Genomic DNA, 16,366 nt, shown 5'->3' with positions numbered 1-16,366 from the left:
ATTTCATGTATTTTTAATATGGTGAGATCATTATTTAAAATAAATAGTGTTGTGCCAACGCAGCCAAACCAATCACCAAGAATACCAAGGCGCCAATTTTATGAATCAGTGAAATCGGTAGTTTTTCAGCTAGCTTGTTCCCAATAAATACCGCTGGCGCATTAACTAACATGATGCCTAGCGTCGTCCCCAAAGTCACCCAGCCAATACTGTCAAAGCGTGCAGCCAGTGCAACAGTGGCAATTTGGGTTTTATCTCCAATTTCAGCCAAGAAGAACAAAACGAAAGTGGCGGTGAAAACCCCATATTTTTGCCACTTATTGATACTTTCAGATTCATCATCCAATTGATCGGGGATCAACATCCACACCGCCATGGCAATAAAGCCCAAAGAAACGATCCACAATAAAACAGTTGGGCTTAAAATGGTGGTAATCCATTGACCCAACACAGCAGAAACCCCGTGGTTGACCACAGTCGCGAGGAAAATTGCAATTAAGATCGGAACGGGTTTACGAAAACGTGCAGCAAGCAGTAAGGCAAGTAATTGTGTTTTATCACCCATTTCTGACAGGGCAACAACAGCAAGGGAAATGAAGAAAGCGGTTAACATGGTGCATTTCTCTGGCTAGCAATAACATATACCGATGACTTATCCCTCCTGCTAGCCAATGTGCAGAGTGATAAATCAAAGGTCTTGCCAACAAAAGAAAGCTACGAAGAGCTCATTTGGTTCTTTGCTATGATGACCATGCTCGTTTTAGAGCAAATATGTTGACCATCACCTTTTTACTTTGCGTAAAAAGCGGCTACTCCCCAATGAAGTAATGCTATTCTAGCGAGGAATGCATGTTTTCGCAATTTTAATTTTCGATGACTCAATTTGATATGCAAAACAATAATCAAAAATTTCAAGAATTTATTCAACACTATATGCATGTGCAGGATGTATTAATCATTGCAGGTGGTCCATCTCAGCTCAATTTCGACTTAACCACCATTCAGCCCTCAAAAAAACTGCTGATCATTTGCTGTAATCAAAGTTTTCTTCAACTTCCTCAGGCTCAAATTACCCATCATTCAGACTATGCATGGTGGTTCCAGTATCAGCCCATGCTCAAAGCCTGCTTTCAAGGTGACATCATTAGCGGATGTGGTTTAGGTCACAACCGCCCATATCCTGAACATGAAGTGATTAACTTCAAAACCGTGCGCATCGATACGCAAGCGGAGTTATTTCATTCACCGTACTTTGTTTATGGTAATAATTGCGGCCTTCAAGCCTATTCACTCGCACATCTCTTTCAACCGCATCGTATTTGGCTGATGGGCTATGACTTCCAGCACCAACAGGGCCAAACACATGCTTATCAGCATCAACATGTGCAAGAACTGGAGCATTATGAAAAGTTTTGGGGCTTATTTTTAAAAGACTTCCAACGCTTTGAACATTTAAGGCACAAGCTTTGGCCGACGGCGCACCCGCATCGTACGCCTCCACTCACCTACAACCTCAACGCAAACTCGGCATTAAAGCTGTACCCTTCACCCATTAAACTTCCTGATTGGCTTTGCCAGTCCACCACCACAACACCATAAAAAAAACCCTGCCAAAGCAGGGTTTTTTTGAAACTTAAACAGGTCAGATTAGATCAATAAAGTTCGAATATCTTTGAGCAGCTTCGTCAGTTTATTAGCAAAACGTGCAGCGTCCGCACCATTAATTACACGGTGATCGTATGACAATGACAGCGGCAGCATCAAGCGTGGATCAAAGCCTTCACCATTCCATACCGGCTGCATGGTTGCAGGTGAAATACCCAAAATCGCCACCTGTGGCCAGTTGACCAACGGTGTAAATGCCGTGCCACCAATTGAACCCAAACTGGTAATGGTAAAATTCGCACCTTGTAGATCTTTTGGCGATAGTTTTTTGTCACGTGCTTTTTGACTCAGCTCACCCAGCTCAATTGCAATCTGCTTAATCGATTTTTGATCTGGATTACGCAGTACAGGCACGGTCAAACCATCAGGCGTGGCAACGGCAATCCCCATGTGGATTTCATTGCGTAACAATACTGACTTGCCATCATCAGACAAATGACCTGCAAATTCACGCTCTTCTTTCAACAAATAAGCCACTGCTTTGATGATGAAAGCCATAATGGTTAAGCCAATACCTTCTTTCTTAAAGTTGGCTTTTAAATCATTACGCCAAGCTTCAAGATCGGTAATATCCGCAGCATCAAATTGCGTCACTTGCGGGATAAAGTTGTTTAAAGACAATTGTGGAATCGACACTTGTTGTAAACGTGTCAAAACTTTCTCTTCGACACCACCAAAAGCATCAAAGCTTGGCAACTTCGGCAAACCTGAGACCTGTGCCACAGCTTGTGCAGCAGGTGCAGCCTGCGGAGTGGTCAAACGGGTTTTTACGTAAGCGAATAAATCTTCTTTCATTAAACGCTCATGCGGGCCAGATGCTTTGACTTCTGCCAAAACCACACCCAATTCACGTGCAAGCTTACGAACGGCCGGTCCTGCATACACTTCGGCATTGGCAGCATTTTGCTCTTTGGTGAGCTTATCTGCGCCTTGTGGTTGCGGTGCTGCTGCTTCAACTTTGCTTTCAGCTTTTGGAGCAGCTGCCACAGGCTGTGCTACAGCTGGAGCAGGTTTCGTTGCTGGCGCGGGTGCCGCAACAGCTTGACCTTCGGCGTCAATCGTCACTAAAGCGACGCCTTCAGAGACACTTTGCCCTAACTGAACATGAATCGCGGTGATTTTACCAGCGGTAGAGCTTGGTACTTCTACCGTTGCTTTGTCTGATTCCACCACGATGATGCTTTGGTCTTTTTCAACCACATCACCCACAGCGACTAAAATTTCAGCCACTGCTGCTTTATCAACACCTAAATCAGGCACTGCAATTTCTACAGGTCCAGACGCTGTAGCCGTAGACGGCGCTGGTGTTGCTTCTGCAACAACAGGTGCAGCAACAGGCTGTGCAGTTTCTTGCACAGCAGCCGATTCAACCGCAGCAGATGAAGACGCCGTTTTCACCGTTAAAATCACTACGCCTTCTTTCACTACATCGCCAGCACTGATCGTAATCAATTCGACACGGCCTGATACAGTACTTGGGACTTCGACTGTCGCTTTATCTGATTCCACTACGATAATACTTTGATCGACATCAATCTCATCACCAACAGAGACCAAAATCTCACTCACCGTAGCTTTCTCTACGCCAATATCAGGGACTTGCACATCGATACTTTGCGACTGAGGAGCATTGGCTGCAACAGGTGCTGCTGCAGCTTGTTCTGCTTCCACAACCGGAGTTGGTTCTGCTGCTTGGTCTTCAGTTGCATTTTGTACTGGCTCAGCGGTAGCAGCACTTTGACCTTCTGATTCCAACTCGATCAGCACAGCACCTTCAGCAACACTGTCACCCAGATTAACTGCAATGCTTTTCACCACGCCTGCCGAAGTGCTTGGCACTTCAACAGAGGCCTTATCAGACTCTAACAACACAATACTGTCATCAACGCTAATGGTGTCGCCGACTTTCACTAAAATCTCAGCGACCGTTGCTTTATTTACACCAATATCAGGAGTCGTAATTTGCATGATTAGTTCTCCTCTTTGTAGTCAGCCACCGCATGCAGTTCCGGCGTTTCTTGCGGAGCCCATGCCACTGGACGGTCAGTATCTAGTTCAAAGCTTGAGATGGCATCTTTAACTAAACGTGCATCAACTTCGCCTTCATCCGCGAGTTTTTTCAATGTTGCTACCACAATATGTGCGGCATCAACACCAAAGTAGCTACGTAAGTTGCCACGTGTATCTGAACGACCATAACCATCTGTGCCTAATGCCACGAATGGACGATTGTCTGGAAGATAGGCACGGATTTGTTCGCTATATGCACGCATGTGATCGGTTGCCGATACCACAATACCGTCTTTTTCACGAAGTAATTGAGAGACCCAAGCTTCTTTCGTATCTTCAGCCAACGGATGTAAGCGGTTGTATTCTTCACACGCCATACCATCACGAGCTAATTCGTTAAAGCTAGTGACGCTCCACACGTTTGAATGAATTTGATATTCATCACGAAGGATTTTCGCTGCTTTGATTACTTCGCGCAGAATCACACCTGAACCCATCAACTGAACCGTTGCTTTCTCATCTTCTTCGAAGAGATACATACCACGTTTAATGCCTTCTTCAGCACCTTCAGGAATAGCTGGGTGTTCGTAGTTTTCATTCATTACTGTTAAGTAATAGAACACGCGCTCTTGGTTCACGTACATGCGTTTTAAACCATCATGTACGATCACTGCCAACTCATAACCAAAACATGGGTCATAAGAGATACAGTTTGGAATCGTATTTGCCAAGATATGTGAATGACCATCTTGATGCTGTAAACCTTCACCATTCAGTGTTGTACGACCCGCAGTTGCACCCAACAAGAAACCTTGTGCCTGCGCATCACCTGCAGCCCATGCAATATCACCAATACGTTGGAAACCAAACATCGAGTAGTACATATACATCGGAATCATTGGCAAGTTATTGGTTGAATAACTGGTTCCTAACGCAGCCCAAGCACTCATCGCACCCGCTTCGTTAATCCCTTCTTGTAACATGTGACCATCTTTAGCTTCACGGTAATGCATCAACTGTTCTTGGTCTTCAGGGGTATATTTTTGACCATGCGCAGCATAGATCCCCAACTGACGGAACATACCTTCCAAACCGAAAGTACGCGCTTCATCTGGCACAATTGGTACGACACGATCTTTAATGGCTTTTTCTTTCAATAATGATGAAATCAAACGTACCATCAACATGGTCGTCGATTGCTCTTTACCGCCACTGCCTTTGAGTACCGCATCAAACACAGACAATTCAGGAATCGCCAGCTGCTCGCTTTCTTTACGACGTGCAGGTAAATAACCACCCAATGCCTCACGACGTGCTTTCATGTATTTAATTTCAGGTGAATTTTCACTTGGACGGTAGAATGGCACTTCTTCAAGCTGTTCATCGGTAAATGGCAAGTTGAAACGGTTACGCACGTATTTCAACGACTCAAGCTGCATTTTCTTGATTTGATGCGTCTTATTGACTGCTTCAATCTCTTCCGACAAACCATAACCTTTGACTGTTTTTGCCAAGATAACTGTTGGCTGACCCGTTTCCTTCATCGCTTCGGCATAAGCCGCATACACTTTGAATGGGTCATGACCACCACGGTTCAGGTTATCAATATCTTCATCGCTTAAGTTGCGCACCAACTCTTCAGCTTCAGGATACTTACCAAAGAAATGTGCACGCGTATACGCACCGCCTTTCACTTGATAGCGTTGGAAGTCACCATCGACCGCTTCTTCCATCACCGCTTTTAAGGCACCTGAATCATCTTTTGCCAGTAGCGGATCCCAATGACGACCCCATACCACTTTAATTACCCGCCAGCCTGCACCACGGAACAATGATTCAAGTTCTTGAATAATTTTACCGTTACCACGAACTGGGCCATCTAGACGCTGTAAGTTACAGTTCACGACCCAAATTAGGTTGTCGAGCTTTTCACGACCTGCAAGTGAAATGGCACCTGTACTTTCAGGTTCATCCATTTCACCATCACCGAGGTAAGCCCAAACTTTACGGTTTTCTTCTTTGATCAGGCCACGGTTCATCAAGTACTTTTGAATGTGTGCTTGATAGATCGACATGATTGGGCCTAGACCCATCGATACGGTTGGGAACTGCCAATAATCTGGCATCAAGTACGGATGTGGGTATGACGGCAAACCTTTACCCCCCACTTCACGACGGAAATTATTTAAGTGTTCTTCAGTCAAACGACCTTCTAAGAACGAACGTGCATAGATACCCGGTGCACAGTGACCTTGATAATAGATCATGTCACCGCCAAAGCTGTCGCTATTGGCACGGAAGAAGTGGTTAAAGCCCACGTCATATAAAGTTGCAGATGATGCAAAACTTGCCAAGTGACCACCTAAGTCATCACCTGTTTTATTGGCACGCAGTACCATCGCTAAGGCATTCCAGCGGATCAGCGCACGAATACGGCGCTCCATATCCGAATCACCTGGCATAGGCGGCTGTTCTTCAACTGAAATGGTATTTAAGTAAGGAGTATTTAGTCGCTGAATGGGAACGTGCTTAGCAATCGCTTGTTGATAGAGTTTTTCAAGCAAAAATGCAGCGCGGTCAGTTCCCATGTGCTGTAAAACTGAATCAAATGCGTCCTGCCATTCTTGGGTTTCTTGCGCATCTGTATCGCCATAAAACGCCATACTTCACCTATCCTATGTGCTAAATATATGGCTCTATTAGTACCATATTTTGGCTAGGCTCAGTTATCGCCACAGATGAATACGAAATAGCTCTATTATTTATTTACTAAATACTTATTGATTAACAATTACACAAATTTACATTTTTGGGTCAATTTTCGCCATATTTCATACAGACAATATTTTTTAGAATGATAATTTTATAGTTATTAGCGATAAATAAAAAAGCCATTGTCTGTAGAGGTTCAGACAATGGCTTCGTATACAAATTTTGTATGCGCTTATGGCAACATCGCTAAATACGTCGATGGGTTTTTACGTTGACCATCTTTCACTACTTCGTAATGCAAATGTGGGCCAGTACAACGACCAGTACAACCAACGTTAGCAATATGCTCACCCGCAGCAACACGGTCGCCTACACGTGCAATTAAGCGTGATGCATGTGCATAACGTGTCAGGTAACCATTACCATGGTTAATTTCAACATATTGACCATAACCTGTGCCCCAGCCTGATTTGGTTACAATGCCTGGACCTGTTGCATAAATAGGCGTACCACTTGCCGCAGAAAGATCTAAACCTGAATGATTTTCTGCACGACCACCCATGGTACGGCCACCATAGTTTGAGCTCACGCGCTTCATGTCTGGAAGTGGGTGGGCAATTAACCATGAATATGGATTATTTGAACTTGCAGAATAGTTTTTAGAGGAAGTGCTTGAACCGTATTTTTTTGCGATTGTCGCATTGTTGAGTTCAATTGATTTTTCACGAATTTGAACATTCAACTTTGTTTCTGCTGGAATATCAATATCATTGCTTTCAGAGTAAGCACCTTGAGACAAAGTGCGAGTTAACTGTTCAATACGATCTGATGATGAATCTGCTTGATTTAATTCAACTAAATCTGCAAAAGCGACTGAAGCGGCCGAAGCAGCCAATGAAAACGCCAATAAAATACGTCGTAAATGCATAAAAAACCTCTATAAACTGTTCTCTTTTGTTCCTTGTGTGATTTCGTCCTTGATATCAGCCAAAAGGAGCGCATAAGATTAAGACATAAACATGTAGGAAATATGTATGTCAGAACCTGTCAACGTCTTTCAACCAACAAGAAAACACATAAAAACAGGAAACTTGTCGTTTCTCTCAACGCAAGTTGCTGTATGGCAGAAACTTACGAAAATTGTTCAACCGCTATTGCCCCAACCGGATCAATGGCAAGTTGTTTGTTATATAAATGGTGTACTTATATTAACTGGAGAAAATCAGGCACTGATTAGTCAGTTGGCCTATTTGCAAAAGCAATATATTGCACAATTATCACAAATATACGAATTCAAGGATTTACACAAGATTCAAGTCCGTCTGAGAACTCCGTCTCCAACGCCCCATTCCCCTGAAAAAATTTCAAGAACCCTCAGTACAGAAACTCAGGATTTACTCCGTAATGCTGCTGACTTTGTGAGCGACCCTAAGCTTAGCCAAGCAATGCTGCGTTTGGCAAGCAATAAAAAGTAACCACCCAGTTGTAACAGACAAATTTGAATGCTCAGAATGTGACAGACTTAACACTTACAAATGATACAATATAACATCACTATTATAAGACAATGACTTATGTCACATTCACATAACTAATTGGGCAATCATTAATGTCATCAAATGTTACAATTTCATAGCTATCTGGATCACTTTTGACATTGCGTAATAACTGATTATTTAATGCATGACCTGACTTATAGGCATCATATTTCGCAATAATTTGATGACCAAGCAAATATAAATCACCCACAGCATCTAATATTTTGTGACGAACAAACTCATCCGAGAAGCGTAAACCCTCTTCATTGACCACACCATTTTCATCTACGCCAATGGCATTTTCGAGACTCGCCCCCAAAGCCAAATTATTGGCTTTGAGATAATCCAAATCTTTCATAAAGCCAAAAGTCCGCGCTTCACTGACTTCATAGACAAATGTTTCGGTTGAAAAGTCGATGGTTGCCGATTGAAATTCTTTCTTAAATGCAGGATGGTCAAAATCAATCGTAAAATTTAATTGGAAACCGTCATGCGGTTGAAAGGCAGCACGTTTATCATCAATCAGTGCTTCGACAGGTTTAAGTATTTTTATGAATTTTTTAGGTGCATTTTGTTCTTGTAGTTCACCTTGCATAAGCAAATAAATGAACGGGCCTGCACTCCCATCCATAATAGGCACTTCAGATGCCGACACTTCCACAATCAGGTTATCAATCCCTAAACCAGCAATGGCACTCATAATGTGCTCAATTGTGCCCACCTTGGCATTTTCTTGCACCAAGTTAGAACACATGAATGCTTCTTGAATCAGCATAGCATCGGCTGGAATATCAATCGGTGGATTTAAGTCGATACGACGAAACACAATCCCCCCATCGGCATGATGTGGCACAAAGTTAATCATCACTTTTTGCCCACTATGCAGTCCGATGCCACTCGCTTTCACGATGCGTTTCAGGGTACGTTGTTTCAACATGTGTCTTCTATCATCAGTTCACAAAACCGCTATACGTTAGCATATTTAGCCATTGATAAAAAACAAAAAGGTAGCTGATCAGCTACCTTTTGTAATCAACAGACACTTAAGTCATTGAATTTATGTTATTTACGTTGCTGATTTTTCAAATAGTCTTGAATACTCATTGGCGTAGGGCGTGAATTGGATGCTGACGCCGCTGCTGCAGCTGGAGCTGCTGCTTCATTGTGCTGACGTTGAATCGCTGGCACATCATCTTCATCTACAGGTACTTGTGCGGAAGCGACTGTACGCGTTGCTTGTGCGACAGGGCGTTTCACTGGCTCAGCAGAATCGGCAGAATTACGAGTTAAACCCGTTGCGATCACCGTTACGCTAATTTCATCACGTGCATCTGGATCAAATACCGTACCGTAGAACACTTGACCTTCATCAAGATCGACAATTTGGTTCACCACATCAGTGATTTCTTCAATTTCACCGAAGGTTACGTCATCGCCACCTGTAACGTTAATCAAAATGCCTTTTGCATTCATGATGGTCACGTTATCTAACAACGGGCTACGGATCGCTTGCTCAGCTGCTTGACGTGCACGGTTTTCACCACGACCAGAACCTGCGCCCATCATTGCATAACCACGAGTACTCATTGCAGTTTTCAAATCGGCGAAGTCAAGGTTGATATGACCCGGACGCACGACAAGATCAAAGATACTACGTACAGCATTTAACAGTACGTCGTCTGCTTTTTTGTAAGCATCTTTCATCGAGATATCACGGAACACTTTTAGCAGGCGTTGGTTCGGAATAATAATTAGAGAATCAACATGTTGCTCAAGGGCTTCGATACCTTTCTCAGCAGATTGCTGACGACGTTTACCTTCAAAGTTAAACGGAGTCGTCACCACACCTACAGTTAAGATACCCATTTCTTTGGCAATTTCAGCAACAACCGGCGCAGCACCTGTACCAGTACCACCGCCCATACCTGCAGTCACGAACACCATGTCCGTACCTTCAAGGTGTTGGCGAATCAACTCACGGCTTTCTTCAGCAGCAGTTTGACCCACTTGTGGATTTGCACCTGCACCCAAACCACGCGTGCTTTGCTCGCCGAGTTGGATTTTAAATTGTGCATTCATGCGGTCGAGTGCTTGTTTGTCTGTATTGGCACAAACAAATTTTACACCCTCGATATCTGATTCCAACATGTGTTGCACAGCGTTACCGCCAGCACCACCCACACCGAATACTGTGAAACGGGCTTGACCGTTGCTGTCGCTTTGATCATCTTCTAAAAATTCAAATGAGGCCATGCCTAAAAAATTCCTAATCCATAATTGGCAGACACTTCAGCCCGTATACTGCCTTGATCTTAATAAAAATTGTTTTTTAGAATGCTGTCCAAGTTCCAGCTTGTCAAGTACAAGCAATAATCCGTACAACTTCCCAACAATATTCCCAAATATTTCAACTTAAAAGATCGACTTCAAGGTGTCATTGAAGCCCGACCATGCCCGTTTTACCCGATTCAATACTGAAAGTTTTTCCGTATCTTCTGGCTCAACGATCGTATCTTGTGTTTCGCTTTGACTGAAAATTAACAGACCTGCGGCAGTCGCGTATTGTGAACGACGTAAAGCAGCTTGCTGTTGATCATCGGCATACACTTGCATAGGTGGATTACCTAAATGTGCAGAGACACCTAAAATCCGACGTGCAAATGTCACCATCCCTTCAATTTGGCAGGCATCACCTGTGAGTACAACACCATGATATAAACCATGAATCGCACCATGATCGACCAATTCATTACGCACTTGATTAAAGATTTCTTCATAGCGCGCAATAATGATTTCGGTCAGTTCAATACGGCTAATGGTTTGTGGACCATCAATCCCTTGGAACTGAATCATACTTTCAGGTTTAACCACTTTCAGGTCAACACAACCATACAACAACTTAATGCGTTCAGCTTCTTCTGTTGTGGTTTGCAATACAGCAGCAATATCACGTGTTACATGCTCACCGCCACGTTGCAAGGTGTGTGTCATCGCCAAGCGACCATCTAAATACACCGCGATATTGGTCGTACCAGCACCAATATCGACCAAGCACACACCATATTCTTTTTCATCTTTAAGCAAACTGGCTTCAGCTGTTGCTAATGATGAAATGACCATGCGTTCAACACCAATATTGGCACCTTTTAATGCACGATCCAAATTCTGCATGGTGCTGATGGGCAACATCATCAAATGATAATGTCCTGTCATACTCCGTGCTGACATGCGAATCGGGTTTAGCACCCATTCAGGTTCATCATCTAGTTCAAAACCTAAAGGTACAGCACTCACCAAATAATGGTCAGATGTTAAATGACTGGCTTTGGCCAGTTCTAAAGCACGCACCACTTCATTGGTGGTAATTGCATGGTCATTATTTTCAATTGGAGTGCGACCAGAGGCATAAAAACTTTTTAGTTCAGCACTTGGAATAGAAATCCACGCAGAATGTACACGACATTCCGCCATATCTTCCGCTTCCTGCACTGCATTTTTAATTGCGGTAACAACTTTATCGAGACTGACAATTTTCCCTTTATTCATGCCGCGGTTACGAGCGGTCGCCATCCCTACCACTTGGATATTGTCTGGCGCGTGTACCTTACCAATCAAAACTGAAACTTTGTGTGTCCCAATGTCAATCGCAACAACCGAGGGAACAGCTTCATTCATTATTTACTACTACCATTCACATGTTTGTTTAATTTATGGCTTAAAGCCTCTACTTATAAAGCCGATCATTATGGCTTTACCGGCGCTGCATTCGCAATGCCTATGTCATCACTGGTTACAACAAACTGACCATTTACCGACTTTGCTGGCACAGAGTTTTTCCATTGAATCGCTAAACCATTTCGGTAGCGCAAATCGATGGCAGAAATTCGCGGCCAAACAGGTTTTAAGTCACTGTGTGCGAGATAACTTAAACGCTGCAACTTACTCATGGTCTGATCTTGATCGACAATCACGCGTAAGCCTGAATCAAACTGCATAAACCAAGTCATTCGTTCGGTTAAATATAATTCTTTTAAACGAATGCCAACAGGTATAAATAATTGATTAATTTCATTATAGCGACGCATCATCATTTTGGACTGACTCGTCGGCCCATGCAATAACGGCAAATTCTGATGATTGGTCGGGGTTAATTCGGCAAATACATCACCACTGTCGCTTAACAGTCGCCCAGTTCCCCAACGTGCAATTGCTTGACGCGGCATCACCCGTACACGAATTGCATTTGGCCAAGCACGCGATACCACCACGCGATCGACCCACGAGATTTCTAAAGTACGGTCACGAATGACACGTAAATCAGAGGTAAAATAGTTTTCAGTCATCATCGGTGAAACGTATGACATGACTTGTTGTTTTTCTTGGGCGCTCCGCACACCCACCACATCAAGTTCAGCCACACGTGCATCCGTCATGACTTTATATAGCCCCCAAATTCCGGCAATCAAAACCACACATGCAATAAACAACAACAGCCATCCACCCACATTGGTAAGCTTTTCCTTACGTGTCGGTGGTTTGTCATGTATCGATGTCGTTGCTGCACGTTTACGGCGCATAGACGCAGGAAGTTGAGCCATAATTTAGTGTGCCGCACCTGTCAGGGTTTGTTCCAAAATCGCGACACAAAGATCATCAAAACTATAACCTACGGCATTGGCCGCTTTTGGCACTAGAGAATGACTGGTCATACCCGGAACAGTATTTACCTCAAGTAACCAGAAGTTTCCTTCTGCATCCTGCATCGCGTCAATACGACCCCAACCACTCGCACCTACCGCTTGGAAAGCGCGTAAAGATAAAGCTTGTAGACGCTTTTCTTCATCTTCAGTCAAGCCACATGGAATACCATATTGCACATCGTTACGGTTATATTTCGCTTCGTAATCGTAAAAAGCCACATCTGCAGGCGGTTCTAAACGAATCACCGGTAATGCCTGACCATTTAAAATCACAATGGTAAATTCACGTCCGGTAATCCATTTTTCAGCCATCACAACTGCATCATGCTGGGTCGCTTTGGCAATTGCGGTTGCAAAGTCTTCAATTTTTTCAACTTTGCTCATACCAATGCTTGAGCCTTCATGCACCGGCTTAATGATAAATGGCAAACCAATTGAATCTACAATTTCTTGTAAATCTGAATCTTTGCTGACAATACGATAAGGTGCTGTCGGTAGTTCTGAACCTTGCCAAACTTGTTTAGTTTTGACTTTATCCATACCAATCGCTGAGCCTTGAACGCCCGTTCCAGTGTACGGAATGTTTAACCATTCCAAAGTACCCTGAATTTGACCATCTTCACCACCACGGCCATGAAGTACGATAAATGCACGGTCATAAGCCACCAACTCAGTCACACTGCGTTGCTGCGGATCAAATGCTTCGGCATTTACACCCGAACGCACCAATGCTTCAAGTACAGCTTTACCACTATCGAGAGAAACCTCACGTTCGGCAGATTTCCCACCTAATAACACGGCAACTTTGCCGAATTTTGAAGCATTTGACACGTTTATATCCTTAAACTTTTATCTACGGTCTAAACAAACTTTGGATCACCCAGCGGTGATCATTTTACATAGAGATTGTTTTGAGCAAGTTCGATTGAGATTGCTCCAACATTACCTGCGCCCTGTGTTAATAACAAGTCATTTGCTTGTAACACTTTTTTCATTACTGCTTGTAAGTTGCCTTCTACTGGATCGATGAGAATCGGCTCAACCTCACCACGGAGACGAATGCTTCGAGCCAACGCACGACTATCCGCACCGACAATTGGTTTTTCACCTGCAGGATAAACTTCTAATAACAACAGTTGATCGACTTGAGACAAGACATCGACGAAGTCATCAAAACAGTCACGCGTACGGCTAAAACGATGTGGCTGGAACATCATCACCAAACGACGATCTGGATGACTTGCACGTGCTGCTTTAATGGTCGCTTCCACTTCTTTTGGATGGTGACCATAGTCATCGACCAATTTCACCAAGCCATCTTCAACTTCAAATTCGCCTTGGACTTGGAAACGACGACCTACGCCACTGAAGCTTTCTAAGGCACGTGCAATCGCAGCATCAGAAACGCCTTCATCCGTTGCAATACCAATCGCTGCCAAGGCATTTAAGATGTTATGAAGACCCGGCAAGTTAATGGTTAAACGTAACGGCTCACGGTCTTTACGCAAAACTGTAAAGTGTGATTGCATGCCTTCTTGAGCCACATCAACGGCACGAATGTCGTTGTCTTCATTGAAACCATACGTCACGACAGGACGACCAATACGCGGCATAATTTCACGGATGTTGGCATCATCACCACACATCACAGCTAAACCGTAAAATGGAAGGCGCTGTAAGAATTGTACGAAGGTATCTTTCAATACATCGAAGCTACCGCCATAGGTATCCATATGGTCCGCGTCGATATTAGTGACAATCGTTGCCATCGGCTGTAAATGCAGGAATGACGCATCTGACTCGTCCGCTTCTGCCACGATATAACGACTTGCACCCAATGCAGCATTCACACCAGTACGATTTAACAAACCACCAATGACATAAGTTGGATCCAGATTTTCTTCTGCCAACATGCAGGTCACAAGACTGGTTGTCGTGGTTTTACCATGCGTCCCAGCAACGGCAATACCATGACGGTAACGCATTAATTCACCCAACATTTCTGCACGACGTACAACAGGTGTACGGGTTTCAATCGCCGCTTTCACTTCTGGGTTTTCAGAATCAATGGCTGTTGATACCACGATTACATTGGCGCCTTGAATATTTTCAGCAGCATGACCGATGAAAACTTGAATGCCGTTTTCTTCAAGCTGAGCCGTAGTTTTCGACGCTTTAATATCTGAACCTGAAACTTTATAGCCTTGGTTTTTCAATACTTCGGCAATACCGCACATGCCCGCACCACCAATCCCAATAAAATGGATGTGTTTAATACGGCGCATTTCTGGCACTTTAATGAGCTTTTTCGCTTGATCGGCAGGCGTTGATGGAGACATAGATTACTCGAATTTTACAAATCTTGAATTAAACCAACCACGTGCTGTGTCGCATCGGGTTGTGCCTGTTGTCGAGCCTTAACCGCCATTTCCATAAGTCGTTGGCGATTCATCAGCGGCTTCAACAACGCTGTTAAACTTTCTGCGGTCATGTCCGCTTGTGGGCAAATTTTTGCGGCATTGATATTGGCCAAGAATCCGGCATTTGCAGTTTGATGGTCATCCACTGCACTTGGCAGAGGAACAAACACGGCTGCTACACCCGCTGTCGCAATTTCAGTGACGGTTAGCGCACCAGCACGGCAGATAATCAAATCCGCTGCAGAATAGGCTGCTGCCATATCTTCAATAAACGGCTGAACTTCAACTTGCATATGTTCAGGTGCATTTGCATAACGAGCCAATGTGCTTTCAGCGTTATTTTGACCACACTGGTGATATACACTGAGTGGCTGTTCTAATTGCTGCAAGGCTGCCGGCACACATTCATTTAAGGCACGTGCGCCCAGTGAGCCACCCACAATTAAAACCCGTAATGGCAACCCAGCTTTTTCACGCTCTTGGTAACGCCATGACGGATTTAAAATTTCTGTAATTTCTTTACGTACAGGATTCCCTGTGGTTACGATTTTATCTTGTGCTGGAAAGGTATTTGGAAATGCCTGACAAACAATTTTGGCCACACGTGACAACTGCGTATTGGTAAAACCTGCCACCGCATTTTGTTCATGGATAATGACTGGAATGCCCAATGCACGAGCTGCCAAGCCACCCGGCCCAGCCACATACCCCCCAAAGCCTGCAACTGCATCGACTTTGAGTTGTTTCATATAACGCATGGCACTCAATGTAGCTTTGAGAATTTTAAATGGTGCCATCAGCTTACGCACGACTCCATTGCCGCGTACGCCTTGGATATCAATTTGATAAATTGGAATATTATGATTTTTAAGCAGGCGATTTTCCATGCCTGTTGGCGTTGCGAGCCAAGAAACTTCACAACCTTGTTGTTGCAACTCTTTGGCAACAGCGAGCGCTGGAAAGACGTGACCACCGGTTCCGGCAGCCATCATCATGACATGTTTCGGCTTTACTTGCGTTACTTCGGTCACTGTCTAATTCTTCAATTCTAAAAAGAGGCTAATGATATTCGATTCTAAGCAAACAATTGTAATCACAAACGCATGACCGTGAAAGGCAATTTACTTTTTTTCAACAGGCGTATGATTGTTTTTTTCTACTATTTTAAAAGTTTAAACTAGTTTTATTATTAATCTAGGACTTACGCACTATTATTTAAAGATTCTCTGTGGTAGCAGATGATTTTTATCGAGAATAAAGTCATCAATGAAGCTTTTGATAATTGGTCTAAATAATTTCTTCTGCCAACGATATACATTTT

At 43.7% G+C, this 16,366-nt stretch carries 13 protein-coding genes, 1 pseudogene and 1 riboswitch; of the genes and pseudogenes, 2 read left to right on the top strand and 12 right to left on the bottom strand.

The window, feature by feature from the left end; translation table 11 throughout:
• Positions 1–34 precede the first annotated feature (34 nt).
• On the bottom strand, positions 35–613 hold the full coding sequence (locus tag FTT98_RS10985) for a TMEM165/GDT1 family protein (RefSeq protein WP_180171672.1): 579 nt from the start codon (positions 611–613) through the stop codon (positions 35–37).
• A gap of 74 nt (positions 614–687) precedes the next feature.
• Positions 688–830, bottom strand: a riboswitch (yybP-ykoY riboswitch).
• Positions 831–888: 58 nt separating this feature from the next.
• On the opposite strand from FTT98_RS10985, the gene FTT98_RS10980 reads away from it, so the two are divergent.
• Positions 889–1,599, top strand: a complete 711-nt coding sequence (locus tag FTT98_RS10980) for a methyltransferase type 11 (protein WP_180177377.1) — start codon at positions 889–891, stop codon at positions 1,597–1,599.
• A 48-nt stretch (positions 1,600–1,647) separates the two neighbouring features.
• On the opposite strand, the gene FTT98_RS10975 is transcribed toward FTT98_RS10980, so the two are convergent.
• The 3 genes from FTT98_RS10975 to FTT98_RS10965 all read right to left on the bottom strand — a co-directional run bounded on the left by FTT98_RS10975 (position 1,648) and on the right by FTT98_RS10965 (position 7,315).
• The gene (locus FTT98_RS10975; RefSeq protein ID WP_180177376.1) at positions 1,648–3,633 is read right to left on the bottom strand and encodes a 2-oxo acid dehydrogenase subunit E2; all 1,986 of its coding nucleotides are present in this window, start codon (positions 3,631–3,633) and stop codon (positions 1,648–1,650) included.
• Between the two features lie 2 nt (positions 3,634–3,635).
• Positions 3,636–6,338: a pyruvate dehydrogenase (acetyl-transferring), homodimeric type gene (aceE, locus tag FTT98_RS10970; RefSeq protein ID WP_180022342.1), complete on the bottom strand. Its 2,703-nt coding sequence runs from the start codon at positions 6,336–6,338 to the stop codon at positions 3,636–3,638.
• Between the two features lie 281 nt (positions 6,339–6,619).
• Positions 6,620–7,315: a M23 family metallopeptidase gene (locus FTT98_RS10965; protein WP_180002682.1), complete on the bottom strand. Its 696-nt coding sequence runs from the start codon at positions 7,313–7,315 to the stop codon at positions 6,620–6,622.
• A gap of 106 nt (positions 7,316–7,421) precedes the next feature.
• On the opposite strand from FTT98_RS10965, the gene FTT98_RS10960 reads away from it, so the two are divergent.
• Positions 7,422–7,862, top strand: coding sequence for a DciA family protein (locus FTT98_RS10960; RefSeq protein ID WP_168379402.1), 441 nt, complete (start codon positions 7,422–7,424; stop codon positions 7,860–7,862).
• Positions 7,863–7,959: 97 nt separating this feature from the next.
• Here the strand turns inward: FTT98_RS10960 and lpxC are convergent, their stop codons facing one another.
• The 8 genes and pseudogenes from lpxC to FTT98_RS10920 form a co-directional block, all read right to left on the bottom strand.
• Positions 7,960–8,862 carry a UDP-3-O-acyl-N-acetylglucosamine deacetylase gene (gene lpxC / locus FTT98_RS10955; RefSeq protein WP_168379401.1) on the bottom strand — a complete coding sequence of 301 codons (903 nt, stop codon included), beginning with the start codon at positions 8,860–8,862 and terminating at the stop codon, positions 7,960–7,962.
• A 125-nt stretch (positions 8,863–8,987) separates the two neighbouring features.
• Entirely contained in the window at positions 8,988–10,178 is a 1,191-nt protein-coding gene (gene ftsZ / locus FTT98_RS10950; RefSeq protein WP_078193216.1) for a cell division protein FtsZ, read from the bottom strand.
• Positions 10,179–10,337: 159 nt separating this feature from the next.
• The gene (gene ftsA, locus FTT98_RS10945) at positions 10,338–11,600 is read right to left on the bottom strand and encodes a cell division protein FtsA (RefSeq protein WP_078190573.1); all 1,263 of its coding nucleotides are present in this window, start codon (positions 11,598–11,600) and stop codon (positions 10,338–10,340) included.
• 68 nt (positions 11,601–11,668) lie between these two features.
• Entirely contained in the window at positions 11,669–12,523 is an 855-nt protein-coding gene (locus FTT98_RS10940) for a cell division protein FtsQ/DivIB (RefSeq protein WP_180008770.1), read from the bottom strand.
• A 3-nt stretch (positions 12,524–12,526) separates the two neighbouring features.
• Positions 12,527–13,456: a D-alanine--D-alanine ligase gene (locus FTT98_RS10935; RefSeq protein WP_078193219.1), complete on the bottom strand. Its 930-nt coding sequence runs from the start codon at positions 13,454–13,456 to the stop codon at positions 12,527–12,529.
• Positions 13,457–13,515: 59 nt separating this feature from the next.
• Positions 13,516–14,964, bottom strand: a complete 1,449-nt coding sequence (murC, locus tag FTT98_RS10930; protein WP_078190576.1) for a UDP-N-acetylmuramate--L-alanine ligase — start codon at positions 14,962–14,964, stop codon at positions 13,516–13,518.
• Between the two features lie 14 nt (positions 14,965–14,978).
• Positions 14,979–16,076 carry an undecaprenyldiphospho-muramoylpentapeptide beta-N-acetylglucosaminyltransferase gene (gene murG, locus FTT98_RS10925; RefSeq protein ID WP_168379398.1) on the bottom strand — a complete coding sequence of 366 codons (1,098 nt, stop codon included), beginning with the start codon at positions 16,074–16,076 and terminating at the stop codon, positions 14,979–14,981.
• Between the two features lie 180 nt (positions 16,077–16,256).
• Positions 16,257–16,366 (bottom strand): annotated as a pseudogene (locus tag FTT98_RS10920) (IS701 family transposase); the annotation flags it as partial.

Source organism: Acinetobacter sp. YH12039, from assembly GCF_013420015.1.
Classification (GTDB): Bacteria; Pseudomonadota; Gammaproteobacteria; order Pseudomonadales; family Moraxellaceae; genus Acinetobacter; species Acinetobacter amyesii.
Note: the sequence above shows the minus strand (reverse complement) of the source record. Positions and strands in the feature narration are given on the sequence as shown.